The organism is Corynebacterium sp. UMB2355A (assembly GCF_033877495.1).
Classification (GTDB): domain Bacteria; phylum Actinomycetota; class Actinomycetes; order Mycobacteriales; family Mycobacteriaceae; genus Corynebacterium; species Corynebacterium pseudogenitalium.
In genome coordinates, this window is record NZ_CP138855.1 from 1,308,591 (window position 1) to 1,335,032 (window position 26,442).

21 protein-coding genes and 1 pseudogene are annotated in these 26,442 nt (G+C 63.5%); 12 read left to right on the forward strand and 10 right to left on the reverse strand.

Going from position 1 to position 26,442, the window contains the following annotated elements; translation table 11 throughout:
* The first annotated feature begins 20 nt into the window (after nucleotides 1–20).
* The 7 genes and pseudogenes from R0V12_RS06140 to R0V12_RS06170 all read left to right on the forward strand — a co-directional run bounded on the left by R0V12_RS06140 (nucleotide 21) and on the right by R0V12_RS06170 (nucleotide 9,798).
* Nucleotides 21–773, forward strand: a complete 753-nt coding sequence (locus tag R0V12_RS06140) for an NUDIX hydrolase (RefSeq protein WP_320072321.1) — start codon at nucleotides 21–23, stop codon at nucleotides 771–773.
* Nucleotides 770–3,235, forward strand: coding sequence for a DUF6049 family protein (locus R0V12_RS06145; RefSeq protein ID WP_320072322.1), 2,466 nt, complete (start codon nucleotides 770–772; stop codon nucleotides 3,233–3,235). The genes R0V12_RS06140 and R0V12_RS06145 overlap by 4 nt, the downstream gene beginning before the upstream one ends.
* A gap of 1 nt (nucleotide 3,236) precedes the next feature.
* Nucleotides 3,237–6,545, forward strand: coding sequence for a murein biosynthesis integral membrane protein MurJ (locus tag R0V12_RS06150; RefSeq protein WP_320072323.1), 3,309 nt, complete (start codon nucleotides 3,237–3,239; stop codon nucleotides 6,543–6,545).
* 83 nt (nucleotides 6,546–6,628) lie between these two features.
* The gene (locus R0V12_RS06155; protein ID WP_320072324.1) at nucleotides 6,629–7,180 is read left to right on the forward strand and encodes a sigma-70 family RNA polymerase sigma factor; all 552 of its coding nucleotides are present in this window, start codon (nucleotides 6,629–6,631) and stop codon (nucleotides 7,178–7,180) included.
* A gap of 79 nt (nucleotides 7,181–7,259) precedes the next feature.
* Entirely contained in the window at nucleotides 7,260–8,210 is a 951-nt protein-coding gene (trxB, locus tag R0V12_RS06160; RefSeq protein ID WP_284804845.1) for a thioredoxin-disulfide reductase, read from the forward strand.
* A 30-nt stretch (nucleotides 8,211–8,240) separates the two neighbouring features.
* Nucleotides 8,241–8,564: a thioredoxin gene (gene trxA / locus R0V12_RS06165; protein WP_070478319.1), complete on the forward strand. Its 324-nt coding sequence runs from the start codon at nucleotides 8,241–8,243 to the stop codon at nucleotides 8,562–8,564.
* A gap of 51 nt (nucleotides 8,565–8,615) precedes the next feature.
* Nucleotides 8,616–9,798 (forward strand): annotated as a pseudogene (locus R0V12_RS06170) (N-acetylmuramoyl-L-alanine amidase).
* On the opposite strand, the gene R0V12_RS06175 reads toward R0V12_RS06170, so the two are convergent.
* The 7 genes from R0V12_RS06175 to rpmH form a co-directional block, all read right to left on the reverse strand.
* The gene (locus R0V12_RS06175) at nucleotides 9,799–10,884 is read right to left on the reverse strand and encodes a ParB/RepB/Spo0J family partition protein (protein WP_071573180.1); all 1,086 of its coding nucleotides are present in this window, start codon (nucleotides 10,882–10,884) and stop codon (nucleotides 9,799–9,801) included.
* 2 nt (nucleotides 10,885–10,886) lie between these two features.
* The gene (locus R0V12_RS06180; protein ID WP_070363382.1) at nucleotides 10,887–11,768 is read right to left on the reverse strand and encodes a ParA family protein; all 882 of its coding nucleotides are present in this window, start codon (nucleotides 11,766–11,768) and stop codon (nucleotides 10,887–10,889) included.
* Nucleotides 11,769–11,788: 20 nt separating this feature from the next.
* Nucleotides 11,789–12,406: a 16S rRNA (guanine(527)-N(7))-methyltransferase RsmG gene (gene rsmG / locus R0V12_RS06185; protein ID WP_320072325.1), complete on the reverse strand. Its 618-nt coding sequence runs from the start codon at nucleotides 12,404–12,406 to the stop codon at nucleotides 11,789–11,791.
* A gap of 92 nt (nucleotides 12,407–12,498) precedes the next feature.
* On the reverse strand, nucleotides 12,499–13,479 hold the full coding sequence (gene yidC, locus R0V12_RS06190) for a membrane protein insertase YidC (protein ID WP_071568056.1): 981 nt from the start codon (nucleotides 13,477–13,479) through the stop codon (nucleotides 12,499–12,501).
* 23 nt (nucleotides 13,480–13,502) lie between these two features.
* Nucleotides 13,503–13,805 (reverse strand): membrane protein insertion efficiency factor YidD, encoded by a 303-nt coding sequence (gene yidD, locus R0V12_RS06195; protein ID WP_256005829.1) that lies wholly within the window; start codon nucleotides 13,803–13,805, stop codon nucleotides 13,503–13,505.
* The gene (gene rnpA, locus R0V12_RS06200; protein ID WP_252931825.1) at nucleotides 13,784–14,155 is read right to left on the reverse strand and encodes a ribonuclease P protein component; all 372 of its coding nucleotides are present in this window, start codon (nucleotides 14,153–14,155) and stop codon (nucleotides 13,784–13,786) included. Before rnpA ends, yidD begins: the two co-directional genes overlap by 22 nt.
* 22 nt (nucleotides 14,156–14,177) lie before the next feature.
* The gene (gene rpmH / locus R0V12_RS06205; RefSeq protein WP_070478313.1) at nucleotides 14,178–14,315 is read right to left on the reverse strand and encodes a 50S ribosomal protein L34; all 138 of its coding nucleotides are present in this window, start codon (nucleotides 14,313–14,315) and stop codon (nucleotides 14,178–14,180) included.
* A gap of 881 nt (nucleotides 14,316–15,196) precedes the next feature.
* Here rpmH and dnaA point away from each other — a divergent pair.
* The 5 genes from dnaA (at nucleotide 15,197) to gyrB (ending at nucleotide 22,528) form a co-directional block, all read left to right on the forward strand.
* Nucleotides 15,197–16,711, forward strand: a complete 1,515-nt coding sequence (dnaA, locus tag R0V12_RS06210) for a chromosomal replication initiator protein DnaA (protein WP_320072326.1) — start codon at nucleotides 15,197–15,199, stop codon at nucleotides 16,709–16,711.
* 720 nt (nucleotides 16,712–17,431) lie between these two features.
* The gene (gene dnaN, locus R0V12_RS06215; RefSeq protein ID WP_177224269.1) at nucleotides 17,432–18,637 is read left to right on the forward strand and encodes a DNA polymerase III subunit beta; all 1,206 of its coding nucleotides are present in this window, start codon (nucleotides 17,432–17,434) and stop codon (nucleotides 18,635–18,637) included.
* Nucleotides 18,638–18,646: 9 nt separating this feature from the next.
* Entirely contained in the window at nucleotides 18,647–19,825 is a 1,179-nt protein-coding gene (recF, locus tag R0V12_RS06220) for a DNA replication/repair protein RecF (RefSeq protein ID WP_311475674.1), read from the forward strand.
* Nucleotides 19,809–20,411 carry a DciA family protein gene (locus R0V12_RS06225; protein WP_256008437.1) on the forward strand — a complete coding sequence of 201 codons (603 nt, stop codon included), beginning with the start codon at nucleotides 19,809–19,811 and terminating at the stop codon, nucleotides 20,409–20,411. Before recF ends, R0V12_RS06225 begins: the two co-directional genes overlap by 17 nt.
* 77 nt (nucleotides 20,412–20,488) lie before the next feature.
* The gene (gene gyrB, locus R0V12_RS06230) at nucleotides 20,489–22,528 is read left to right on the forward strand and encodes a DNA topoisomerase (ATP-hydrolyzing) subunit B (RefSeq protein ID WP_070478306.1); all 2,040 of its coding nucleotides are present in this window, start codon (nucleotides 20,489–20,491) and stop codon (nucleotides 22,526–22,528) included.
* Here the strand turns inward: gyrB and R0V12_RS06235 are convergent.
* From R0V12_RS06235 to R0V12_RS06245, 3 genes are all read right to left on the reverse strand, one after another.
* A complete protein-coding gene (locus R0V12_RS06235) occupies nucleotides 22,525–22,974 on the reverse strand; it encodes a DUF6918 family protein (RefSeq protein ID WP_070478304.1) in 450 nt (149 codons plus the stop codon). The two genes, gyrB and R0V12_RS06235, sit on opposite strands and share 4 nt — an antisense overlap.
* Before the next feature lie 158 nt (nucleotides 22,975–23,132).
* Nucleotides 23,133–23,519 (reverse strand): hypothetical protein, encoded by a 387-nt coding sequence (locus R0V12_RS06240; RefSeq protein WP_256008407.1) that lies wholly within the window; start codon nucleotides 23,517–23,519, stop codon nucleotides 23,133–23,135.
* Nucleotides 23,520–23,552: 33 nt separating this feature from the next.
* The gene (locus tag R0V12_RS06245; RefSeq protein ID WP_320072327.1) at nucleotides 23,553–26,432 is read right to left on the reverse strand and encodes a Rib/alpha-like domain-containing protein; all 2,880 of its coding nucleotides are present in this window, start codon (nucleotides 26,430–26,432) and stop codon (nucleotides 23,553–23,555) included.
* Nucleotides 26,433–26,442: the final 10 nt, after the last annotated feature.

Consider the following 26,442-nt stretch of genomic DNA (forward strand, 5'->3'; position numbering starts at 1 on the left):
GTACGGATACCATGAATTGAATGACTGAGAACACTCGGCCGAAGCCGGTTCCTCCGTCGGAGCGGAAGTCTTCGAACTCTGGCGGGAAGGGGCGCGGGGACGGCGCTAACTCGAAGGCGGGGGGTGACTCCCCGAAGCGGCGGCGTGGCCGTCGGCGTGGTTCGCACGCCAAAAAGCGGGGGTCGCAGCAGCAGCGTCGCCGCGGGTCGAACCGGCGGGGCAGGGGGACCTCGGCACGCAAGAGGCAGCAGCGGCCGATGGATTCGTCGCTGGAGACCCGGAACGAGACGAGTGCGGGCGGCCTGGTGGTGTCTGGTATGGCGGAGGCTGTGGACCGGCACGACAAGGTGGACCTGTCGAAGATTTACGTCGCGCTCATTGGGCGGCTGGACCGTCGGGGGCGTCTGTTGTGGTCGATGCCGAAGGGCCACGTGGAGGAAGGCGAGGAGCAGTGGCGCACTGCGGAGCGTGAGGTGTGGGAGGAAACCGGGATTACCGGCGAGGCCTTCAACACGCTCGGTGTGATTGATTATTGGTTCATTTCTGAGGGCGTCCGTATTCATAAGACAGTGCACCACAACTTGTTGCGCTACGTCGACGGGGCGTTTAACGACGAAGACCCGGAAGTCACGGAAGTCGCGTGGGTGCCGATGAACCAGCTGATCGAGCGCCTGGCGTACGCGGACGAGCGCAAGCTCGCGCGGATCGCGGTGAACAGGATGCCGGACTTGGCGCGCAAGGAAGCCGCGGCCGGAAGGTTGACACCGCGATGAGCAGCGTGCGTAGCGGAGCCGCGGCGATTGCGGTGGCGGCGCTGGGCCTGCTTCCGGTCACGGCGGGCGCCCTACCAGCGCCAACGTCGCCCGAGGACCCGGCGGTGGCGTCGCAGTGGGTGAACCCGGCAGTGCGTCCGGGGGAGGGCACCCGCGCGTCCATCACGCTTGTCGACGCCCCCTCGGCACTCAACGTCGGCGAAATGTTTCACGTGAAACTTCGCATCCACAACGACACGGACGCGCCGCTGGCGAACCTGCGCGTGGTCCCACGGCGTGGCCCGGCCACGGGTTCCGTGCTGGACCAGCGCGCGGCGGCGGTCGCCTCGGTGAGCGAGTACGGCCCGGTGGGGCGCGGAGTGGACGTCGATAAGGAGTTGGGCGCGGGGGAGTCGGCAGAGGTCGAGCTGGATGTTGAGCTGCCGGGCGCGGGGACGTACCCGCTGCTGTTCGAACTCAAACAGAACCTGACCTCGCTGGACACTGAGCGCTTCCACATCTCGGTGCGCGGCGAGCCGTCGGAGGACCCGGCGCCGGCTATGACCGCGCTGTACCCGATCACCGCGCCGATTGACATCGTGCCTGGCGAGACTGGGGAAGCCCCGGAGCGCTCCCCGCTGCTGCTGAAGTCGGAGACGTTGGCGAGCCAGCTCGCGCCCGGCGGGCGCCTTGAACGGCTGCTCAGCCAGTACGAGGACGCGGTGGAGGAACCTGGCGTTGGCTTCGCCACGTGCGTGGGGCTGGACCCGGCGCTCGTGGACACGGTGGCGCGGATGGCGGAGGGCTACCGCGTGACCACCACACGCCCGCCGGTCGCTGAGGAGCCCAAGCGACTCCGCGACAGCTGGAACACCGACGACACCACCGCCCAGGGAGAGGTAGGCACGGGCTCCGCGGACGCGCAGGCGTGGCTGGAGCAGCTGCGCAGCGTCGCCGCGAAGGGGTGCACGGTGGCGCTGCCGTGGCAAAACGTAGACGTCAACGCCCTCGCCCGCACCGGGGATCCGTGGCTGATGCGTGAGGCGTTGGAGCGCGGTCCGTTCGTGCTCGAGCGGGAGCTCGGCACGCCGGGCACGCTCAACGCCGTCATCCCGGGCGCCGGCTACATCACGCCGGATGCGGCCCCCGCCTTCGGCTGGGCCAACCACATCGACTCCGCGATCCCGGAGCACGGGCTGCAAGGGGAGTGGGAGGCTGCTCGGGCGGAGCGGGCGTCGACAAGTGGGGACGGGCAGGCTGCGCTCGACCGCAACGAACTGCCGGACCCCGCGGACGTGTTCCCGGCGGCGCCTGCGCACCCGGTGCACGTGCTGGCGGCGCGAAGCAGCGTCGACCACCCGGGCCCCGGCAACGCCGCGTGGGTGGCGCCGGGGGTGATGGCGGTGCAGTTCCAGGACTCGCTGGCCTCGGTCTTAGCGACGGTCGGCTCCGCCCCCGCCACCGTCGGCTACTCGAATGACGCGCTGCGGTACCGCTACGAGATGGACTCCCAACGGGCGCGCGCGATCAACGCGGCCTCCGCGCTCAGGCTTGCGATGCAGGAGGCGACGCCGGAGGAGCCGGTGTTCGTGAACCCGCCGGCGGGCTGGGACGCGGACTCGGCGGCACTGCTGCTGGGGACGGTCGCGGAGCTGGTCCGGTCCGGTGAGGTCGCGCCGATGAGTTTCGGCGACTTCCTGAACACGCCCGACCCGGCGGAGGTGCCGACGGCGACGCGCGTGGGCACGCTATTTCCGGATCCGACGGTGGTCTCGGACGCGGAGGTGCTGACGGCCTCCCAGCAGGCCGAGTTCACAGATGACTTGACGCAGCTGCTCGCGAACGACCCGCAGGTGGCGCTGACGCGTTATGGGTTCACGCTGCCGCTGCGCCGCGATGTGCTGGCGGCCCTGAGTATGCAGGAGCGGCAGTCGCTGTCGCGGTACGACGCCGCCGTGCGCACCACGGCCGAGCGGTTGCGGGGCAGCCGCGACACGTTGCAGGCGCTGCGGGCGTCGGTGACGCTGATCCCGCCGGGCAACGTGTACACGCGGACCTCCCCGTCGAGCCCGCTGCTGATCGTGGCGCAGAACGGGATGCCGCTGCCGGTACAGACGACCATCCGGTTCCAGGCGGCGAGCGGCCCGATCACGCTGCACGTGCCAACGACGATGCGGATCCCGGCCCGCGGTTCTCAGACGGTACAGATGACGGCGGATTACCCGGAGGACCAGCGCAGTATCGACCTGCAGCTGTACCTGGCGGGTTCCGATGGCAGCCCGATCTCGCAGCCGGTGAACATTTCTGTGCGCACGGCGGGCGCCGCCGTGGAGGGCTGGGCGCTGGTCACCGGGCTCGGCGTGCTGGTGGTGCTGATGCTGATGTATTCGGTGGGCCGCCGCCGCCGGGCGCGGGCAGCGCCACGCAGCCCAACAACACCGCAACGTTTGGACAATGAACACCCACCTTTGATTGGAGACTGACGTGGTTGAGCAACCTCGGGCTGGTACGCGTGGCCGAATCGTGCCCCCTGCGCCGCCGGCGCCGGTGCCCACCCCGCGAGAGAACCCAGAGCTTATCGACGCCACCGAGGCCGAGGCCCCGGACCGTTCGACGCTGACCGCGGACCCTTCGGCGGCGGTGCCAGATCCCGCCCCGGAGAGCAATTCCGTGGTGCGGGCGACGGGGTCGATGGCGATCGCGACGCTGATTTCGCGCATCACGGGGTTCATCCGCACGGTGCTGATCGGCGCCGCGTTGGGCCCGGCGGTGGCGTCGGCATTTAATACGGCGAATACGCTGCCGAACATTATTACGGAGATCGTGCTGGGGTCCGTGTTGACGGCCCTGGTGGTGCCGGTGTTGGTGCGCGCGGAGAAGGAGGACCCGGACCGCGGGGAGCGCTTTATCCGCCAGCTGTTCACGCTGACGCTGACGCTCCTGACGGTGGTGACCATCATCGCGGTGGCCGCCGCGCCGTTGCTGACGCGCATCTTCCTCGACGATGAGGGCCAGGTGAACGTCGCGCAGTCGACGTCGTTTGCGTATTTGGTGTTGCCGCAGATTTTCTTCTACGGCATGTTCTCGCTGTTCATGGCGGTGCTGAATACGAAGGAGCATTTCCGGCCGGGTGCGTGGGCGCCGGTGGCGAACAACGTGGTGTCGATTGCGGTGCTGCTGGGGTACATGATGTTGCCGGGCAGTTTGAATCCCGCGGCGCCGGCGTCGATAGCGAATCCGCATGTGCTGCTGCTGGGCGTCGGCACGACGTTGGGTGTGGCGGTGCAGTGCCTGATTATGCTGCCGGCGCTGCGGAAGCTCGGCATTAATCTGCGGCCGCTGTGGGGTATCGACGACCGCCTCAAGGTGTTCGGCGGGATGGCCCTGGCGATCGTGACTTATGTGGGCATCAGCCAGGTCGGCTACATCGTGACCACGCGTATCGCGTCGATGGCGAGCGACGCCGCCCCGATTATTTACCAGCAGCACTGGATGCTGCTGCAGGTGCCCTACGGCATCATTGGCGTCACCTTGCTGACGGCGATCATGCCGCGCCTGTCCCGCAACGCCGCCGACGGTGATGACGCCGCGGTGGTCCGGGACTTGACGCTGGGCACGAAGCTGACGTTCATCGCCCTGATCCCGATCATTGTCTTTATGACGGCGCTCGGCCCGGACATCGGGCACGCGCTGTTCGCCTACGGCAACTTCGACGGCGGCACGGCCCGCACGCTGGGCCTGACGGTGAGTTTCTCCGCGTTTACGCTGATCCCGTACGCCCTGGTGATGCTGCACCTGCGCGTGTTCTACGCGCGGGAGGAGGCATGGACGCCGACGTTCATTATCGCCGGCATCACGATTACGAAGGTGGTGCTGTCGTACCTAGCGCCGCTGGTTGCGGATTCGACGCAGTCCGTCGTGGTGCTGTTGGGTGCTGCGAACGGCTTCGGTTTCGTCGCCGGCGCGGTGATCGGCGCGCTGTTGCTGCGTCGGAAGTTGGGCACGCTGGAGGCGCGTTCGGTGCTGCACACGTCGCTGTGGGCGGCGGCTTCGGCGCTGGTCGGTATCGCGGTGATGTTCCTGGTGCGCTGGCTCGTGCGTGATGTCGCGGGTATCGACGCCCCGTCCTTCCTCGGCGGGCTCATCGGCCTGCCGTCGCTGGGCTTCCTGCTTGAGGTGATGGTCCTCGGCGTGCTGTTCGTGGTGGCGACGGGCCTGGTGCTGTCGCGCTCTGGCCTGCCGGAGGTGCAGAACCTGGGCCGCGCGCTGGCGCGCATCCCGGGCATGGGTCGCTTTATCCGCCCGGACGAGGACGCCGCGATCGAGGTCGGCGAGGTGGATCTGCGGGATGTGTCGCAGCAGTTCCTGGCCGCCGATACGTTCAATGCGTCGCCGGTGCCGCCGCCGATGTCGGCCGGTGTCGTGCGCGGCCCGCGCTTGGTACCGGGTGCGTCGGTGTCGGATGGCCGTTTCCGCCTCATCCGCGATCACGGCTCTACCACGGGTGCGCAGTTCTGGCAGGCCCGCGAGGTGTCGACGGGCCGCTCCGTGGCGCTGACGTTCGTCGATACGACGGGCATGGCCCCGATGGCTCCGGCGACGCCGCGCCAGGCCGCTATCGACGCCGCGGGTGTGTCGCGTCGCACGCGCAAGCTCGCGATGCTGCGCCACCCGGCGCTGCCGGAGAACATCGAGATCCTCTCGTACCGCACGGGTGCCCTCGTGGTCGCTGACTGGGTGGAGGGCTCCTCGGTCCGCGCCGTCGCCGAGTCGGGCCAGACGCTGCACACGGATGCGGTGGCGAACGCGCTTGCCCCGTTGGCGGGCGCGATCGCCGCGGCGCACGAGGCTGGGGTGCCGCTCGGGTTGGATAACCGCCAGCGCCTGCGCATCGACCGCGAAGGCCACGTGCGCCTCGCGTTCCCGGCAGTCCTGCCGGACGCCTCCGCCGCCGACGACGCCGACGCCTTCGCCTCCGCGCTGCAGCTGCTGACCACCAACGTCGACTCCGACGACCTCGCCGACGTCGCCAGCACCACCCGCGCCCTCGTCGACGCCGACGCCATCGAGTCTCACGACTTCCGCGAACTCGAGCGCCAGCTCACCCGCGACGAAGCCGAGGACGCACCCGCCGAAGCTATCGACCCCGTCGAGCCGGTGGAGGAGGAGCCGGAGGAGCCGAAGGACCTGCGCGGCGGTTTCGGATCCCGCCGTTACGGCCCAGTCACACTCGCGGTGTTGCTGTCGCTCGCGGTTGGCGCGGTGATCATCATCGCGGCGCTCACCGCGTACCTGGTCGGCTTCCTCTCCGGCGACGACACGAACGCGCCCGTCACGGTGGACTCGGTCCAGACTGGGGTAGAGGAGGTCGAGGAGGAGGTCACGGGTCTGCCCGTGTTGCTCACCCCGATGCGCGCGACCATCGAAGGTGCTTCCGCGCCCGAGCTTGTCGACGCCGACCGCTCCACCACCTGGACCGGCTCAGACAACGTGAGCGTCGAGCTCCGACCCGCCAAGGGCGCGACCGCCCGCAAAGGGTTCACCCTGGAGCACGTGATTGTCGATACCCCATCCAACGGCGACAGCTTCCGGATCTACGGCCTGCCCGCCGGCGCCTCGTGGAACGGCGACGTCGCAGACCTGCCGCTGCTTAAGGAGGGCACGTTCCTCAACGGCGAAAACGGCATCGACGTGGAGGACTCACCGGAACTCACCGGCTTGGTCCTCAACGTCTCCGGCCAGGACATCATCCTCCGGGACGTCACCCTCATCGGGCGCACTAGTCTCCGATGATGTCCACCATGGTGGACAAAAAAGGCTTCCTCTTCCGGCGCTGATGCATCACACTGGATGCATCAGCAATGGGAGGGTGCATCATGCGCAGAAAAACAGACCACCAACTCGTCCACGAATACATCGCAGGCGACATCCACGCCTTCAACCTCATCGTCCGGCGCCACGAACGCAACATGCTCGGCGTCGCCCTTCGCTACTCACGCAATGAGTGCGACGCCGAAGACATCGTCCAGGACGCCCTGCTCAAGGCATCCCGCCACCTGTATGGCTTCCGCTTCGAGTCGAAGGTGTCTACCTGGCTATACCGGCTGGTCGCCAACGCAAGCTTGGACCACCAGCGCCGACGCAAGGCCGAGTACACCGTGTCCCTCGACGACCACGATGAGCTCTCCCAGGACAAGGATCCCCGCCTGGCCCACGACCCGACCGCTCACCTCGACCGCCTCATCGCCGTCAAGGACGCGCTGCGCGTCGTACCGGAGGCGCACCGGAAGGCTGTCTTCCTCATCGATATCATGGGCATGTCCCTGCAGTCCGCCGCCGACACCTGCGGCGTCCAGCCCGGCACCATGAAGTCGCGCCGCGCCCGAGCTCGCGCCATGATGCTCGAGCACATGGAAGAGGTCTGTTAGCCCAAAAGCACACGTCTGGAACAAACAGTAGACTGGCTACGTTTACACCCCTGACAGAGCAAATCTACGAGGAGTTTCCATGACCAACGAGGCCAGCGAACAAGCAGAACAAATTCATGACGTGATTATTGTCGGCTCGGGCCCGGCGGGGTACACGGCGGCGCTGTACGCGGCGCGTGCGGAGCTGAACCCGTTGGTGTTTGAGGGTTACGAGTACGGCGGCGAGCTGATGAACACCACTGAGGTGGAGAACTTCCCTGGCTTCAAGGATGGGGTGATGGGCCCGGATCTGATGATGCAGATGCGCGAGCAGGCGGAGAAGTTCGGCGCGCGCCTGGAGTCGGAGCTGGTGGACAAGGTTGATCTCTCCGGTGACGTGAAGAAGGTGTTCGTGGGGGATGACGTCTACCAGGCCCGCGCGGTCATTCTCGCTACTGGTGCGGCACCGCGTCACCTGGGCATTCCGGGTGAGGCTGAGCTGACGGGTCGCGGTGTGTCCACGTGCGCGACCTGTGACGGCTTCTTCTTTAAGGATCAGCACATTGCCGTTGTCGGTGGTGGGGATTCGGCGATGGAGGAAGCGACGTTTTTGACCAAATTTGGGTCGAAGGTTTCCATTATTCACCGTTCGGAGAACTTCCGCGCGTCGCAGATTATGTTGGAGCGCGCCCGGGCAAATGAGAAGATTGAGTTTATTACGCATTCGGTGGTCGAAGAGGTCGTCGAAAAGGATGGCAAGGTTGGCGGCCTGAAGGTGCGCAACGTGCAGTCGGGCGAGGAGTCGGTGCTGGACGCGACGGCGTTGTTCGTGGCGATCGGGCATGATCCGCGTTCGGCGTTCCTGGAGGGCCAGGTGGCCACGGACGAGGGTGGGTACGTCCTTGTCGACGCCCCTTCGACGCGCACGAACGTGCCGGGCGTGTTTGCGTGTGGTGATTTGGTGGATAACCACTATCGTCAGGCGATTACGGCGGCTGGTTCGGGGTGCCGGGCGGCGTTGGATGCGCAGCATTTCCTTGCGGCGCTTTAGAATAGAAAGAACTGTGTTCAAGGAGGAACGATGAGTGCACCTGTTGATGTGACGAAGAATACGTTTAAGGCTGAGGTCGTTGAGGCTTCGACGCCGGTGTTGGTGGATTTTTGGGCTGAGTGGTGCGCTCCGTGCCGGAAGTTGTCGCCGACGTTGGATGAGATTGCGTCTGAGCTGGATGGCAAGGTGAAGGTCGCGAAGGTGAATGTGGATGAGGAGCGTGAGCTGGGGATGATGTTCCAGGTCATGTCGATTCCGACTGTGTTGATCTTCAAGGATGGCCAGAAGGTGGATGAGTTTGTGGGGGCGCTCCCGAAGGCGCAGATCGTCCAGAAGGTTGAGTCGTATCTGTAGGCTGTCCGTCGTAGGATGGACTGCATTGTTGGTTTTGTAGAAAGGTGCCCAGTGGGTGACATTCTCCGCGTAGGTGATTCGAGTGCTCGCGTGGCCGAGGCGCGTGCGACGCTTGCGCGTTTGGGCATGTTGGAGGACTTCGATGGGGATATTCGAGGACTTCAACTCGCGGCAGTTCACTCCCGACGAGATGCTTTTCGACGCCCCTTTGGCGGAGTCCGTGAAAGCATTTCAGCAGTCGCGGGGAATTATGCCGACTGGCGCTATCGATGACTTGACGTTGCGTGAGCTGCGTGAGGCGTCGTATACGTTGGGGGCGCGTGTGTTGCAGTACCAGCCGAATCAGGAGTTGGTGGGCGACGACGTGGGGCAGTTGCAGACGCAGCTGCATGAGCTGGGCTTTTATTCGGATCGTGTGGATGGGCGGTTCGGTCCGCGCACGCACGAGGCCGTGATGAATTACCAGCTGAATTCGGGCTTGGAAGACGATGGGGTGTGTGGCCCGGATACGTTGCACGCGTTGAGTCTGTTGGGCCGCCGGATTACGGGCGGTTCGGCGCACGCGATTCGCGAGCGTGAGCATGTGCGCGCGGCTGGCCCGCAGTTGGCGGGCAAGCGCGTGGTGATTGATCCGCATCTTGGTGGTGCGGATAAGGGCGCGCTTGTCGACGGCCCCTTCGGCCAGATCACGGAGGAGGAGATCCTGTGGGATTTGGCGCAGCGCGTGGAGGGCCGCATGATTGCGGCTGGTGTGGAGACGATCATCTCGCGCCCGCGTGGTGATAATCCGTCGTGTAAGGAGCGCGCCGATCTGGCGAACGGCTTCGACGCCGACTTGGTGATTTCCCTGCAGTTGGACCGTTATGCCAATGAGAAGGCGAATGGTGTGGCCACGTTCTACTTCGGTTCGGAGAACGGGACGTCGTCGATGACGGGGGAGACGCTGTCGGGCTATATTCAGCGTGAGATTGCGGCGAGGACGTCGCTACGTAATTGCTGGAATCATGCCCGGACGTGGGAGATGCTGCGGATGACGCGGATGCCGTCAGTGGAGATCGTGGCTGGCTATGTCACGAATCCGCACGATGTTGAGGTGGTGACGGATCCGCAGCAGCGTGACGCGATCGCGGAGGCGATTGTGGTGGCGGTGAAGCGCCTGTACTTGCTGGATTCTGATGACCAGCCGACAGGCACCTACTCTTTCCAGGACTTGCTCCGCCAGGAGCACCTGTAGTTAATCGGTGCCCTGGATGAGGCCCATGATGCGTTCGAAGTCCTGACGGTCGCCGAATTCGACGACGATTTTACCTTTCCGTTTGCCCATGGTGACGGAGACTTTGGTGTCCCATTCGTCGGCGAGTTGGTCGGCGGCCCGGGTGAGGTATTCGGGCTGGGGGACGGGTTCGCGGCGTTTCTTTTGTGGGACGCCGCCTTCGTTATTCATGAGCGTGACGGCTTCTTCGGTGGCGCGGACGCTTAAGCCCTCGGAGACGATGCGTTCGGCGAGCAGGGTCTGGCCGTTGGAGGTCAGGGCGTCGCTGCCGAGCTTGAGGCCGAGCAGCGCACGGGCGTGGCCTGCGGAGAGCACGCCGGCGGCGACGCGGCGCTGCACCGGCACCGGGAGGCGCAGGAGGCGGATCGCGTTGGTGATCACCGGGCGGGAGCGGCCGAGTTTGTCGGCGAGTTGCTCCTGGGTGACGCCGAACTCTTCGAGGAGCTGCTGGTAGGCGGCGGCTTCTTCGAGCGGGTTGAGCTGGACGCGGTGGATGTTTTCCAGGAGGGCGTCGCGAAGCATGTCCTGGTCGGAGGTTTCGCGGACGATGGCCGGGATGTGCTTCAGGCCGGCTTTGGAGGCGGCGCGCCAGCGGCGCTCGCCCATGATGAGTTCGAAACCCTCGGGCGTGTCGCGGACGACGATGGGTTGCAGCAGGCCGAACTCGCGGATGGAGTGGACCAGCTCGTTGAGGTCGTCTTCGTCGAAGACCTGGCGTGGCTGCTTCGGGTTCGGGATGATCTGCCCGACCGCGATTTCCTGGTAGCGTGCGCCGACGGGCACGGGTTGCATAACGTTCTCTGGCGTGGCGCCGACGGTGGGCGCGCCCGCGACCTTGGGGCGCTTTCCGCGGGGCGGAAGCTTGTCGCCGCCACCGGAAGCCCCTGAAGCTCCCGAAGCCCCGGCGGCGCCGGCTGCGCCGAAGATCACGTCGGAGGCCTTGCCGCCGATGCCGCCGGTCTTGCCGGTTTTGTCGGTCGCAGCGGGTGCCTGCGGGATAAGTGCTGCTAGTCCGCGGCCGAGGCCGCCTTTACGCTCTTGTGCCATGGTTATTCCTCGCCCTCGTCAAGTTGTTGGGCCACCTGCGGGCTGACTCCGATGGGCCCCGTGGTGGCGTGTGGTTGGTAGTCGCCGCGTGTTGCCAGTTCGCGGGCGGCGTCGTAGTAGGCCAGCGCTCCGCTGGAGAGTGGGTCGTAGTCGATGACGGTCTGGCCGTAGCCTGGCGCCTCGGAAACCTTCACGGAGCGCGGGATGACGTTGCGCAGCACCACTTCGCCGAACTGGTTGCGCACTTCGCCGGCGACGTCCGCAGCGAGGCGCGTGCGGGCGTCGTACATGGTGAGCACGATCGCGGAGATGTGCAGGTTGTGGTTAAGGTGCTCGCGGATCATGCCAATGTTGCCGAGCAGCTGGCCGACGCCCTCAAGCGCGTAGTACTCGCACTGGATGGGGATCATGACTTCGTCGACGGCGGTCATGGCGTTGATGGTGAGCAACCCAAGTGATGGCGGGCAGTCGATGAAGACGTAGTCGAAGTTGTGCTCTTCGAGGAAGCCGCGCCGGATGGCGTCGTGCAGCCGGTATTCGCGGCGCACCATGGACACCAGCTCGATTTCGGCGCCGGCGAGGTCGATGGTGGCGGGGATGCAGTAGAGGTTCTCGTTGTTGGCGTGCGCCTGCAGTGCTTCCTCGGGCGTTGCTTCGCCGATGAGGACTTCGTAGCTGGAGGTGGTGCCGGAGGTGTGCTCGGCGCCGAGCGCGGTGGAGGCGTTGCCCTGCGGGTCCAGGTCGATGACGAGGACGCGCATGCCTTGGCGGCTGAGTGCCGACGCCATGTTCACCGATGTCGTCGTCTTGCCGACGCCGCCCTTCTGGTTCGCAACGGTGAACACGCGGGTGTGCGCGGGGCGTTGCAGCGTGGCGTTGTCCATGCTGGTGGTGTTCCTTTCCGCTATTTCCGCACGATTCGGATGAGGGTGGTCGGCTGGTCGAGGACGTCGGCGCCAACCTGGAAAATGTTCGGCGTGATCCCCCCAGCTTTCTTAATCGCCCGCGCGTCGCGTTCGAGTTCTTCTGCAACACTAGCGCCTTTCAGCGCCAACATCGAGCCCCCGCGGCGCACCAGTGGAAGGCTCCAGCCGGCCAGCTTGCCCAGGGGGGCGACGGCGCGGGAGGTAACCACGTCGAATTGCCCGCCGGGCTGTTCCTCGGCGCGGCCGCGGACGACGGTGACGTTGTCCAGACCCAACTCGCGTTGCACCTCGGCGAGGTACGTGGAGCGCTTCAGCAGCGGCTCGATGAGGGTGAACGAGACGTCGGGGCGGGCGATGGCCAGTGGGATGCCGGGCAGCCCTGCGCCGGAGCCGATGTCGGCGACGGTGGTGGCGTCGTCAAGTGCTTCGGAGACCACCGCACAGTTGAGGATGTGCCGTTCCCACAGGCGGCTGACTTCTTTGGGGCCGATGAAGCCGCGCTCGGCGGCGGTGGTGGCGAGCGATTCGTGGTAGGCCTCGGCGAGCGGTAGGCGGTCGCCGAAGATGGTGGCGGCGGCTGTGGGCTGTTCTGACACGGCTGTGTACTCCTTTGAATTTTTAGTCTGGCATCGACTCTAGTAAAAGTAACGCCCCCAGCAAACACTTGCTGGGGGCTGAAGGCAGTCAGTTACTTGCCTTGCTGCTTGCGCTGCTTCTTGCTGCGCTTGTCCACCTTGCGTGCACCGACAACGGGAGCGGAGGCGCGCTTGGCTTCCGCCTTGGCGCGCTCCTCGGCCTCTTCCTCGGCGTCCATCTTGGCAAAGACGATGCGGGTCTGGAAGAAGGTCCACACGTTGTTGGCCAGCATGTAGAACAGCAGGCCGATGTGCCACAGGAAGCCGGACGCGATGATCATGACCGGGAAGACCCAGAGCATCATCTTGTTCATCATCTGCATCTGCTGTTGCATCATGGCGGCGTTGTCACCGGATGGGGTGTTGACCTTGCCGGCGGCGCGGCGTGCGGCCTGACGGTTCATGGACATCCGGGCGTTGAGGTGGGTGAACGTCGCGGAGATGAGCACGAGCGGCAGGCACACCATGATGATGTTGGCGCGGGTGAAGTCCAGGCCGGTGAACGCCGCGAAGGCGTCTTCTGGCATGGACATGTACGCGGAGAGCGGCACACCGAAGAAGTCGGCGTCCAGGAAGGAGCGGACGTCTTCTGGGGAGAACGCGTAGTTGGCCAGGTTGCGGTTTTCTTCAACGCTGAGGCCCAGCTGGTTGGGGCCGGTGCCGGTGCGGTTGAAGGAGCGCAGCACGTGGAACAGGCCGATGAACACGGGCATCTGCGCCAGCGGGACGATGCACGAGGCGAGCGGGTTGGTGCCCATCTCCTTGTACAGCTTCTGCGTCTCTTCCGCCATTTTCTGCTGGTCGTTCTTGTACTTTTGGCGGATTTCCTGCATCTTCGGCTGCATTTCCTGCATCTTGCGCATGGACCGCATTTGGTTGACCATGGGCTTGACCAGCAGGGTTCGCAGGGTGAAGGTGAGGAAGACGATGGACAGGATCCATGACAACGCCGAGTCTGGCGAGAGGATGAAGCCGAATACTTTGTGCCAGAACCACAGCACCCAAGAAATCGGCCAGTAGATGAAATTCAGCACTTTGGGGTGTTTCTCCTCGTTGGTTACTTGGTGGTCGTTCCTGTGGACGCGTCCGTACCGCTGCCGGGTACTGGGTCGAACCCGCCGGGGTGCCAGGGCCCACATTTACAGATGCGGGCCACGCTGAGCAGGGTGCCTTTGATGGCACCGTGTCGCGCGACCGCTTCGAGTGCGTAGGCGCTGCACACTGGCATGAAACGACACGTCGCACCCATCTTAAGGGGTGAGAGGTACTTTTGGTAGCAGCGTACGGCCTTCACGAGTGCCCGCGCGGCCGCGGTTGGTGGTGCGGGGATGCGTTGGCCTAGGAAGTTGTAGTACGCCATTTGTCCAGGGCTTTGCGCAGCGCGGCGTCGTAGTCGTGCGCGAGTTGCGCGCTCGTGGCGGTGGCTGAGGCGGGCAGGGCTCTCACCACGACGTCGTGGTGCAGCTCCAGCTTATCGACGCCCCCTCGCAGCACATGCCGCAGTTTCCGAGACACCGCGTGCCTGGTCACCGCGTTACCGACCTGCTTGGACACGATCAGTCCGAAGCGCGGCCCGCCGTGCAGCGCGATGGTGTCGCCGGCCCGGGAGCGGACGTGGACGATTAAAGTGCGAGACCCCGCGCGCACTCCTTTCCTCATGGTCTGCCGGAAGTCGGCAGAGGAGGAGAGTTTGTGCGGGCGGGGTAACACGATGTCGCTGCGCTTCGGGCGTTTATGCCGTCAGGCTTGCGCGGCCCTTCTTGCGGCGCGCGGAAACGATTGCGCGGCCGGCGCGGGTGCGCATGCGGGCACGGAAGCCGTGCTTGCGTGAACGACGGCGGTTGTTTGGCTGGAAAGTCCGCTTAGACACGGTGGACTCCTTATAAGAGGTCACGACGGCCAGCGGGAACCCGCCGCGGTGTGCGACGCATTCCCTCCCGGGGTAGTAGCCGTCCCGGAATTGTAATGTTCAGGTTGAGATCGCCCGGCCGCGGCGCGGTGTGCGCGTTGACCTGCATGCATCACCTTCGCTGACTCGCCCTGGGTGGGCGGCCCGGTGCACTGCGTAGATGGTGCTCTCAAGCACACCGTGGGCATGTTGCTTCGCGCCCGTGGTGTGACAGACTACGCCAGACTACGCGAAAAACCGCTGGTTGTTCAAATCGACACACTGTCTTTTGCGCCGGGTGGGGCGCAGGTCCATTCGTTTACCCCCGTAATTACAAAGGTGTACTTTCGCGCAGGTGGTTGCACATTTTCGAACACCGGGGGCCGCGCTATCACCGGCCTGACGCGCGATTACTTCCCAACACGCGTACGCAATGTTCGAGATTTCCTGTGAATCACATCCGTGAAACGAGTTATCCACAGGGTTGTGGCGTGCGGGCTGTTAGACATTACAAGCTCACACCGGGTAACAATGATAAAGCACCACAATTACACACGTTCTTTCTCCACATCGCTGTGGATAACTGTGAACAACAGGTTGAGACTTTGCGGCGTAATTTGTAATTACAGCAGGTCACAGCCGGTAAAAGTTCCGTGAAAAGTTATCCACAGGGGAGGGGAGAGACTGTGGACAACTTACTCACCGAAGTTATCCACAGGTGTGGATAGGTCTGTGGAAGATACTGGTGAGACGCAGGTTTTGGAATTACAAAATCTGTGAAACAGCGGTGGAATGTACGTGAAATTCCACAGTTGTGATGAACGTCACTAAATGACATGTCGGATTAGGAGGAAAGCGGGACGTTGGCAGAGCAAGACATCGAAACGCTATGGCGCACCATCGTCGCTGACCTGCTGGCGCTGTCCGCGCAGCCCAGCTCGCAGGTCCCGACGCTCACCCCACAAGAGCGCGCGTACCTCCAGCTCGTCCGCCCCGTCATGCTTGTCGACGGCTACGCCATCCTCTCCGCCCCCCACGCCGCCGCAAAAACGGTCGTGGAGCAGTCCCTCGCGCCGCACATCACGGCGCTACTGGCCTCCCACCTGGGCAAACACTGCACACTCGCCGTCTCGATCCAGGCGCCAGAAGCCCCGGCAGCTCCGCCTGCCCCCGAGGCCGTCGACCCGGCCCACATGACCCCCGGCGAGCAAATCCCAATGGGCCTCGACGAACTCGCCGAGATGCACGCCCGCCAACAGCAACAACACCAGGCGCCGGCGCACCCGACCGTCCCTAAGCGAATCCCCCGCGAAAAGCCTGCCCACGACCCCGAGCGCGAGACCAGCCTGAACCCGAAGTACACCTTTGAGAACTTCGTCATCGGCTCCTCGAACCGCTTCGCCAACGGCGCCGCCGTCGCCGTCGCCGAGAACCCGGCCCGCGCCTACAACCCCCTGTTCATCTGGGGTGGCTCTGGCCTCGGCAAGACGCACTTGCTGCACGCCGCCGGCAACTACGCGCAGGTCCTGCAGCCGAACCTCCGCATCAAGTACGTCTCCTCCGAGGAGTTCACGAACGACTACATCAACTCCGTGCGCGACGACCGCCAAGAAAGCTTCAAGCGCCGCTACCGCAACCTCGACATCCTGATGGTCGACGACATCCAGTTCCTCGAGGGCAAGGAAGGTACCCAGGAGGAGTTCTTCCACACCTTCAACGCGCTGCACCAGGCAAATAAGCAGATCATCCTGTCGTCTGACCGCCCGCCGAAGCAGCTCACCACCCTCGAAGACCGCCTCCGCACCCGTTTCGAGGGCGGCCTCATCACCGACGTCCAGCCACCAGACCTGGAAACCCGCATCGCCATCTTGATGAAGAAGGCGGCCGCCGACGGCACGCAGGTCGACCACCAGGTGCTCGAGCTCATCGCCTCGCAGTTCGAGTCGTCGATCCGCGAGCTCGAGGGCGCCCTCATCAGGGTCTCTGCCTACTCTTCCCTTATCGACGAGCCCATCACCCTCGACGTCGCCCAAGTCGCACTTCGCGACATCCTCCCCGACGAAGGCGACATCAACATCAACGCCTCCACCATCAAGGAGTACGCCGCCGAATACTTCAACGTCACGATGGACCAGCTCATCGGCGCAGGTAAAACCCGCCAGGTGGCGCACGCCCGCCAGATCGCGATGTACCTGTGCCGCGAACTCACCGAACTCTCCCTCCCCAAGATCGGCGACGAGTTCGGCGGCAAGGACCACACCACCGTGATGTACGCGGACCGCAAGATCCGCAAGGAGATGACGGAGAACCGCGGCACCTACGACGAAATCCAGGAACTGACCCAAATCATCAAGGCCCGCGCCCGCACCCTGCGCTAACTTTCGTCGCTCTCGGCGTCGCCCGCACCAAATTCCCTCACGCACCCCCAGCGACCTGGGGAAACACAAGCCCGACTCCCCAAATCCCGGAATTTGGTGCCCCACCTGGTCTCTCAGTGCCAAAAGACGCACCCACTTTTGACTAGCCCTTTTTCTGCCAGGCACTTTGAACACCTAGTCCATATCAGATTGCGACATTTGGCACTCCTTCCTCCCGCACCCTAAAAATCCATCCACAGACTTATCCACACCTGTGTAATTACACCGCTGTAATTCACATTTAGGGGCAAAACACCTAAGTGACCCCCACCACAACGAGACCCACATCACACACCACAGGCCTTGTGGATAACGTGTGAATCCCCAGTGGACAACCCTTCCTGAGTTGTGCACAGATCAAATGACAGAAAATCTATCCACAAGCGCTCAGAGTTATCCACATTTCTTCCACAGGCAATTGCACACCCTGTTTTCGCGCTCCGACCACGGCGAATTCATGTAATTCCACAGATTGCACAGGACTTATTGTTGTTCCCAAGGTTTTTACTTGTAATTCCTAGAGTAGAAAGGGGAGCTGTGCAGAACGGCGCACAAACGACCAACGCCCCAAAAAGCCATGAGCCAGGCGTGTGAAAACTCGAATGACAAAAAGCCCGTCCCCGCCTAAAGTGAGAACGTAATTACAAGAATCTCTACGTACTGCAAGGAGCCCGTGTCACTATGGCGGACATCCAAGACAACTTGAATTCCAACGTTTCCTTCCGCGTGCACAAGGAGGACCTGTCGGACGCGGTGGCGTGGGTTGCTCGGATGTTGCCTACGAAGAACACGCAGCCGATTCTTCGCGCGGTGTTGATTACGGCGTCGGATGAGGGTTTGGAGTTCGCGGGCTTCGATTATGAGGTGTCGTCGCGGGTGCGGATTGCGGCTGAGGTGGATACGCCTGGTCGCGTGGCGGTGGCGGGCAAGTTGTTGTCTGACATTGTTGCGAATATGCCGAATCAGCCGGTTGAGGTTTCTACGAGTGACACAAAGTTGCTTCTCGACGGCGGCTCCGCCCACTTCGAGCTGCCTTTGATGCCGTTGGACGATTATCCGCAGTTGCCGCAGTTGCCTGAGGTGACGGGCACGATCGGTTCGGAGGACCTGAGTGGTGCGGTGATGCAGGTGGCTGCCGCGGCGGGTAAGGATGACACGTTGCCGATGCTGACCGGTATCCACATTGAGGTGGAGGGTTCGACGTTGCACTTGACGGCGACGGACCGTTTCCGGTTGGCGTTGCGTTCGTTGGAGTGGTCGCCTGCTGGTGAGGGGGTGCAGGCGAAGCTGTTGGTGCCGGCGAAGACGTTGTTGGATAACGCGCGGACGTTGGATACGCAGTTGGAGGAGCCGGTGCAGATTGCCGTTGGTGGCGTCGATAATGTGGGCGCGGACGGCTTGTTTGGTTTGCATGCGGGCAATCGTGAGACGACGACGCGCATGTTGGATGCGGATTTCCCGAATGTGCAGCCGTTGTTGCCGAAGGCGCATACGTCGATGGCGTCGGTGGAGGTGGCTCCGTTGTTGGAGGCGATTCGCCGTGTGTCGTTGGTGGCGGATCGGAATGCACAGTTGAGGTTGCATTTTTCGGAGGGTCAGGTGACGTTGTTTGCGTCGGGGGCTGATTCGGGTGAGGCGTCGGAGTCGATTCCTGCGCAGTTTGTGGGGGAGGATGAGCTGTTGATTGCGTTTAATGCTGGTTATTTGCGTGATGGTTTGTCGGTGATTGGGACGGATCGTGCGGTGTTTGGGTTTACGGAGTCGTCGCGTCCGGCGATTATGATTCCGGAGCCGGAGTCCTTGCCGGAGAAGGGCGATGATGGGTTGTTCCCGACGCCGGAGACGAATTTCACGTATCTGTTGATGCCGGTTCGCCTGCCGGGCTAGTTTGCCACGATGTACGTTTCGGAGCTTGACCTGCGTGATTTCCGTTCGTGGCGGGAGTTGCATGTGGATTTGGAGCCGGGCGTCACGGTGTTTTCGGGTCGCAATGGGCACGGGAAGACGAACATTGTGGAGGCGGTGCGGTATACGTCGATGCTCGGGAGTCACCGGGTGGCCACGGACGCTCCGCTGATTCATTCGGGGGCGAGTGATGCGCGCGTGTCGGCGACGACGGTGAATGAGGGGCGCGCGCTGACTACTCATGTGTTGATTAAGGCGAGTGGGGCGAATCAGGCGCAGATTAATAGGACGCGGTTGAAGTCGGCGCGTGAGCTGCTGGGTGTGCTGCGGACGGTGATGTTTTCGCCGGAGGATTTGCGGTTGGTGAATGGGGAGCCGGGGGATCGTCGCCGGTTTTTGGATGCGTTGGCGGCGGTGCGTACGCCGCGTCATGGTGGGGTGAAGGCGGATTATGACAAGGTGTTGCGCCAGCGTAATGCGTTGTTGCGTTCGCAGAATATGGCGCTGCGCCGCGGTTATGGGGATGCGGCGGGCGCGGGTGCGTTGAGTACGTTGGATGCGTGGGATGCGCAGTTGGCGCGCTATGGGGCGCAGGTGCTGGCGGGCAGGCTTCTGCTTGTCGACGCCCTCTCCGACCCCATCACGGAGTCCTATGCGTCGGTGGCGCCGGAGTCGCGGGCGGCGTCGGTGGAGTACACGTCGACGTTGGATCGGGCGGTGTTGGAGTTGACGGGGGAGGCGTCGCGGGATCCGCAGGTGTTGGAGGCGGCGATGTTGTCGGAGTTGGGGAGGCGTCGAAAAGAGGAGATTGAGCGCGGCTCAACGCTGGTTGGTCCGCATAGGGATGATTTGGTGTTGATGCTGGGTCAGCAGCCGGCGAAGGGGTATGCGTCGCATGGGGAGACGTGGTCGTTTGCGCTGAGTTTGCACTTGGCGGAGTACCGGTTGTTGGCTGGTGAGGGCACGGATCCGGTGCTGATTCTGGATGATGTGTTTGCGGAGTTGGACGCGAAGCGCCGTGAGCGGTTGGTGCACGTGGCGGAGTCGGCGGAGCAGGTGCTGATTACGGCGGCGGTCGGGGATGATTTGCCGGGGAATTTGGATGGGGCGGTGACGGCGCGGTATCACGTGCGGATGGAGGAGGGGGTGTCCCATATTGAGCGAGCGTGACTTGGTGGGCACCACCTTTGATCAGCTGCGGCGCACGGCGAAGCGGCGCGGCGGGCGGTTGCCGGATTTGTCGAAGCAGGGCGTGAGCGTGGTGCCGCGCCGCAGTCAGGGCAAGGGCCGTCCGGTGAAGGATATTACGGTGCCGGGGCTGCACTTTGAGCAGGAGGAGCGCAGGCCGTGGCTGGAGCGGGGCCGTCCGACGGGCAAGGATGGCCGGGCGTTGCCGCGGAGTTACAAGGTGAAGTCGTTTTCGTCGCTGCTGGGTAAGGAGATCCGGAAGCGCGATTGGACGGAGAACATGGCGTATGGCTGGGTGATGGGCAATTGGGAGGGCCTGGTCGGAGCTACGATCGCGGAGCATACGAAGGTGGAGATGATTAAGGATGGCGAGGTCTTCATCACCTGCACGACGACGGCGTGGGCGACGCAGCTGAAGTACATGCAGTCGACGGTGCTGCGCGCGATCGCGGAGAAGGTGGGCCCGGATGTGATCCGGAAGCTGCACATTTATGGGCCGCGGGTGAAGAGTTGGCGCTATGGTCCGCTGCACGTGAAGGGGCGGGGTCCGAGGGACACGTACGGGTAGTCGTGGGGTTTGGTGTCCTGTTTTACGTGTAAGATGGGACGGGTTAATGACATTTTTCAGGAGGAGCGTCTTTTCCAGTGGCTGATCAACAACCTCATTATGACGCGTCGTCGATTACTATCCTCGAGGGCCTTGAGGCCGTCCGGAAGCGCCCAGGTATGTACATTGGGTCGACCGGTGAGCGTGGCCTGCACCACTTGGTGTGGGAGGTCGTGGATAACTCGGTCGATGAGGCGATGGCGGGCTATGCCGATCGCGTCGATGTGACTCTGCTCGCGGATGGCGGCGTAGAGGTCGTCGATAATGGTCGTGGTATTCCGGTGGAGATGCACCCGTCTGGTGCGCCGACGGTGCAGGTCGTGATGACGCAGCTGCACGCGGGCGGTAAGTTCGACTCGGAGTCGTACGCGGTGTCGGGTGGCTTGCACGGTGTGGGTATTTCCGTGGTGAACGCGCTGTCCACGCGCGTGGAGGCGGACATTAAGCGCGATGGCAAGCACTGGTACCAGCGGTTTGTGGACGCGCAGCCGGAGCCTCTGGAGGAGGGCGGCAATGCCCGCGGCACGGGTACGGCGATTCGTTTCTGGCCGGACCCGGAGATTTTTGAGACCACGGAGTTTAAGTGGGACACGATCGCGCGTCGTCTGCAGGAGATGGCGTTCCTGAACAAGGGCCTGACCATCACGCTGAAGGATGAGCGCGTCTCCGAGGAGGAGCTTGAGCTCGAGGCGATCGCGGAGGAGGGTGAGACGGCCGCTGCGGTTGGCTCGGACTCGTTTGACGACGCCACCGAGGGTGACACATCTGCTGCCCCGAAGAAGCGCGAGAAGAAGGTCACGTACCACTACCCGGATGGCCTGATTGATTACGTCAACTACCTGAATAAGTCGAAGACGGCGATCCACCCGACGATCGTGGGCTTTGACCAGAAGGGTGACGGCCTTGAGGCTGAGGTGGCGATGCAGTGGAACAGCTCGTTTAAGGAGTCTGTGCACACGTTCGCGAACACCATTAATACGCATGAGGGCGGTACGCACGAGGAGGGTTTCCGTGCGGCGTTGACCACGCTGATGAACCGCTACGCGCGTGACCATAAGCTGCTGAAGGACAAGGAGCCGAACCTCACTGGTGATGACTGCCGTGAGGGTCTCGCGGCCGTGGTGTCTGTCCGCGTGGCGGACCCGCAGTTTGAGGGCCAGACGAAGACGAAGCTCGGCAATACCGAGGTGAAGGGCTTCGTGCAGCGCGCCGTGAACGAGAATCTGTCGGATTGGTTTGATGCCAACCCGGCGGAGGCGAAGGCCATTATTTCGAAGGCTGTGTCGTCGTCGCAGGCGCGTCAGGCGGCGCGCAAGGCGCGTGACTTGGTGCGTCGTAAGTCGGCGACGGACTTGGGTGGCCTGCCGGGTAAGTTGGCGGACTGCCGTTCGAAGGACCCGAAGCTGTCCGAGCTGTTCATTGTTGAGGGCGACTCAGCAGGTGGTTCGGCGAAGCAGGGCCGCGACTCGATGTACCAGGCGATTCTCCCGCTGCGCGGCAAGATCCTGAACGTGGAGAAGGCCCGCATGGACCGCGTGTTGAAGAACGCGGAGGTCCAGGCGATCATCACCGCGCTGGGTACGGGTATTCACGAAGAGTTCGACATTTCGAAGCTGCGCTACCACAAGATTGTGCTGATGGCGGATGCTGACGTCGACGGCCAGCACATCGCGACGCTGCTGCTCACCCTGCTGTTCCGCTTCATGCCGGAGCTCATCGAGGAGGGCCACGTCTATCTGGCGAACCCGCCGCTCTACAAGCTGAAGTGGGCGAAGGGCGAGCCTGGCTACGCCTTCTCCGACGCGGAGCGTGACCAGTTGCTCGCGGAGGGCCTGGAGGCCGGCCGTAAGATCAACACGGATGACGGCATCCAGCGCTACAAGGGTCTGGGTGAGATGAACCCGAGCGAGCTGTGGGAGACCACGCTTGACCGGGATCACCGTATTCTGCGTCGCGTTGATGTGGAGGATGCCCAGCGCGCTGATGAGCTGTTCAGCATCCTGATGGGCGATGATGTGGCGGCTCGCCGCTCCTTCATCACCCGCAAGGCGAAGGACGTCCGCTTCCTGGACGTCTAGCCTTCCATCTGCTTTTCGACGACCTCTCCGATCCGCGGCAACGCAGGCCCCACAATTTTGGCGGCCTTGCTGCGGAAGGTGGCGTAGATCTTCTGTACGCCGGCTGGCATGGAGTCGCGGAGGTTGTCGCCGAGTGAGACGAGTTCTGTGACCACGTCGTCTTCGTGTTGTGCGAGGTATTCGCCAAAGGCGGCGTGGTCGCTGTTTTTGTAGTCTTCCCAGCGGGGGTTGAGCTGCTCGAGCAGCTGGGGGAGTACGGTGTTGATGCCCTTGTGCAGGATCCGGGCGTCGACTTTCTTTACGCCCGCGATTGCGGAGCGCAGCGCCATGCCGGTGAGTCCGCTTTGGTCTGCGACGGTCTGGTCGACCACTCCGGCGAGCGCGTCGACGATTCCTGGGCGGCGCCCATTGTGCAGCAGTGCGTTGAGTCCTTGTGGTGTTTCCATGCCGTTGATTGTATGACAAATGCGACCTGCCCCCCGGCAGGTCGCATTGTTACGTTGAGCGTTGCGGCTCTTCCGCCACAGCCGTCACACAGGACACTGTAACCACAACAGGAACAAACTTATCATGAGTCACAGTGGTTACATATTTGGGGTGGGGTTTAGACCTTGGGCAACATCTTCTGCAGCTCGTTGAGGTCGATCTTGGAGAAATCGAAAATGCGGTTACCCTGGGAGGATCCCATCACGCCCGAGAGTCCTGCCTGGCGCGCGAGGTCGTCGACGGCTGCGCGCAGTGGGGGGACGGCGTCGACAATTACTTGGCCGACCAGCAGGGTGAGCAGCGCCGCGATGGTCAGCGAGACCGGCGCTGAGCCCGTGTATGCGCTGCCGAGCGGTGGCTGCTTTGGTGGGGTGACGGTCGGCGTGATCACCGGCGTCGGTTTGGAGGATCCGGAGGACCCCGATGGAGCGGTGGTGGCTTGCGGCGCGACGATCAGCGACGCCGTAAGCCCGCCGGCGAGGACGAGAGCACTCATTTTCTTCATAGTGCTTAGAATATCGTCCCCGCGCGAACGGTGTTAGCGAAGCAGCGCGTTGATGTCGACGTACTGCAGCACATAGTTCGCCGCGCCGGCCAGCAGACCGAGCAGCGCGAGCACGCCAACCACGATGCCGATGGTCGCACCCGTGCTCGAGCCCTCCTCGTTCGACGAGGAGCTGCTGGAGCCTTCCTTGCTCGATCCAGTGTCACCACCCTTATCGACGTCCACTCCGCCCTCAACCGTGGCCTTCAGCTTGTAGTCCTTCGTCGACCAGTCGGGGAACGTCGCGGTGACGGTGTAGTCGATGGAGGCGCCAGGCTTCGCGTCCGCCGGAGGCGTGATGGTGACCTCACCCGTGTTCGGGTCGGTGGCGAACTTCCAACCGTCGTACGTACCGTTCGGGCCCGTGAACTTGGTGCCTGCAGGAGCGTTGCCGCTCGGGCGCTGCACGATCGTGCCGCCAGCGTTCACCTTCTGGTTTTCAAAGTCGACGTCCGACTTGTCCGCCTGGGACTCCTTCGGCTTTGCTGGCGTCGTGGTGCTCGTCGGCTGCTCGCTGGTCGGCTGCTCGCTGGTGGACGGCGCCGTGGTGGTGCGCTCCACGTAGACGGTGACTTCGTGAATCTGCCTCGACTTGTCTGGGAAGACCACGGTGACAGGGAAGCTCACAGTGGTACCAACCGTCGCGTTCGCTGGTGCAGTAATCCGAATCTCACCAGTCTGGCTGTTCGTGGTGGCGGACCATCCTTGCTGCGACCCGCTCGGCCCGTTGAACTTCGTCCCCGTAGGGAATTCGCCCTTCGGCTTCAGCGTCACAGACTCACCCGCGTGCACCGGCGTGCGCGCGTACTCAATCTTGGTCGTCTCATTCTGCGGCCTCGAAGGCTTCGTCGAGGTAGTTGGAGTCGTCTCACTTGTCGACGCCTCTTCGCTTGTCCGCGGCGCGGACTCCTTCGTGGTCGTCGTTGCCTTGGTTGTTGGCGTTGCCTTGGTAGTCGACGTGGCCGGGGTGGTCGTCTCCGGGGTGGTGGACTTCTCGGTTGTCCGCGGCGCGGACGTGGTCGGCTCGGTCGTCTTGTCCGAAGTCGTCGGCGTAGTCGTTGACGGGTCGGTTGTCCGCGGGGCGGACTCCTCCGAAGTCGGCGTGGACTCCTCAGACGTGGATGGCTCTGTCGTCTTGTCCGAAGTCGTCGGTTTCGTCGTCGTAGCCTCTTCGCTTGTCCGTGGCGTGGACGGTTCCGTGGTTTTTTCCGAAGTCGCCGGGTCGGTTGTCCGCGGCGCGGACTCCTCCGAAGTCGGCGTGGACTCCTTGGTGGAGGTCGTCGGAGTAGTCGTCTCCTTTGCCTTCACGGTGACGTGGAATTTCGTCTCCTGCTTGGAGCCGTCGCGGAAGTAGATCTCGAGGGGAACCGTGAAGTCGAAGTCACGGGCGTGGCTTGGTACTTCAACGGAGACAGCGCCGTCCTTGTCGGTATTGACCTTCACACCGTTGACGCTCTGGTTCTTCGGGCCGTTGACGATGGCACCGGTCGGCAGGGATTCAGCTGGTTTGAACACGTGGTTCTCGCCGGCCTTGATGGTCACGTCCTTGTAGGTCACCTTGAACTTTTCGGACTCGGGATTGGTTGGCGCCTCGAAGAGGACGACGGCGCTGGTGACGGTGCGGGAACCGTCGGGGAACTCGACGCGGATAGGCACGTTGATCTGGGTGCCTGCGCGGGTGCCCTCTGGGGTTTTGACGGTCACCACACCGGTCGATGGCTCAATGCTGATCTCCCATCCCGTTGGTGGCGTTGCGTTCATGGCGAACTTGGTGCCGTCCGGCACATCTTTGAGTGCAGGAGTGATGGTGGCGGTCTCATCAGCGGGCGTATTGGTCACTGGATAATCGACGTTGGCCTTGCTGGACTGCCAGACGGGGTCCTTGGTCACCTCGACCTTGGCTTGTACGAAGTCTTGGGAGTCGTCGGAGTAGGTGACGATGACAGGCACATTCACGACTGCACCGGCAGCGAGCGGCTCCTTTGGCTTCGCGGTGATGGTGCCGTTGGTGGCGTCGATAGACAGGTCCCATAGCTTGGACTCGCCGACGATCTTGAACGTGGTGCCTTCCGGCAGCTCAGCCGTCTGCTTGACGGTGGCTGTTTCGTTGCCCGCGATCTGCTCCGTTGGGTAGGACGGGGTGTGCTTCGCGGCGAGGCGGTCGGATGACGGGGTGGTGTTGCCGTGCTTGTCGGCGACGGATACTTTGGCGTGCTTGACGTCGGAGGAGCCGTCGGGAAACTCGGCGCGAACTGGGATGGAGATCCAGGAACCATATCCAATATCGCCGGCCTTGACGGTGACGGCGCCGGTGGCCTCCTCGACGCTGACGTCCCACTTCTCAATTTTGTCGCTGTTGAGGTAGAACTTCGTACCCTGCGGGAACTTGCCGGTAGGCGTGACGGTGACGCTCTCCTTCGGCTGGACGAGCGAATCTTTGTATTCGATCGTGGCGGTGTTGGCGTTGTTGTTTCCGCCGGGAACGACGGTGACCTCGGTGTCATAGGTGGCCGTGGATTTGTCTGCAAAGAGGACGAAGACACGGTAGCGCAGTCCCTGGCCGGGGCGCAGCTTCGGTGCGGCCTCGATGGTAACGGCACCCGTCTTTTCGTCGGTGGTCAGCTTCCAGCCGTCGATGCTGGTCGGGCCGACGGCCTTGGCGCCCTCTGGGAGAGGGACGCTCGGTTCGACGGTGATGGTGTCGCCTGCGGTGATTTCGGCGTCGCGCCATTCGCGCGCCTCCTGAGACTGAGACGCCGCAGACGCCGAATCAGACGCAGCAGCGGTCTCTTCCGCGCGCAGCTGCGGCGCGGCCAGGGCGCCGATCAGCGCTGCGGTGGTTGCCAGTACAGCGGTGTACTTTGTAGCGTTCATTGTTCCTCCA

Excerpts from the sequence above, each read along its gene's own strand:
- R0V12_RS06140 (WP_320072321.1), top strand. The coding sequence starts at position 21 with ATGACTGAGAACACTCGGCCGAAGCCGGTTCCTCCGTCGGAGCGGAAG.
- R0V12_RS06145 (WP_320072322.1), top strand. The coding sequence starts at position 770 with ATGAGCAGCGTGCGTAGCGGAGCCGCGGCGATTGCGGTGGCGGCGCTG.
- R0V12_RS06155 (WP_320072324.1), top strand. The coding sequence starts at position 6,629 with ATGCGCAGAAAAACAGACCACCAACTCGTCCACGAATACATCGCAGGC.
- trxB (WP_284804845.1), top strand. The coding sequence starts at position 7,260 with ATGACCAACGAGGCCAGCGAACAAGCAGAACAAATTCATGACGTGATT.
- trxA (WP_070478319.1), top strand. The coding sequence starts at position 8,241 with ATGAGTGCACCTGTTGATGTGACGAAGAATACGTTTAAGGCTGAGGTC.
- R0V12_RS06175 (WP_071573180.1), bottom strand. The coding sequence starts at position 10,884 with ATGGCACAAGAGCGTAAAGGCGGCCTCGGCCGCGGACTAGCAGCACTT.
- R0V12_RS06180 (WP_070363382.1), bottom strand. The coding sequence starts at position 11,768 with ATGGACAACGCCACGCTGCAACGCCCCGCGCACACCCGCGTGTTCACC.
- yidD (WP_256005829.1), bottom strand. The coding sequence starts at position 13,805 with ATGGCGTACTACAACTTCCTAGGCCAACGCATCCCCGCACCACCAACC.
- dnaN (WP_177224269.1), top strand. The coding sequence starts at position 17,432 with ATGGCGGACATCCAAGACAACTTGAATTCCAACGTTTCCTTCCGCGTG.
- recF (WP_311475674.1), top strand. The coding sequence starts at position 18,647 with ATGTACGTTTCGGAGCTTGACCTGCGTGATTTCCGTTCGTGGCGGGAG.
- R0V12_RS06235 (WP_070478304.1), bottom strand. The coding sequence starts at position 22,974 with ATGGAAACACCACAAGGACTCAACGCACTGCTGCACAATGGGCGCCGC.
- R0V12_RS06240 (WP_256008407.1), bottom strand. The coding sequence starts at position 23,519 with ATGAAGAAAATGAGTGCTCTCGTCCTCGCCGGCGGGCTTACGGCGTCG.
- R0V12_RS06245 (WP_320072327.1), bottom strand. The coding sequence starts at position 26,432 with ATGAACGCTACAAAGTACACCGCTGTACTGGCAACCACCGCAGCGCTG.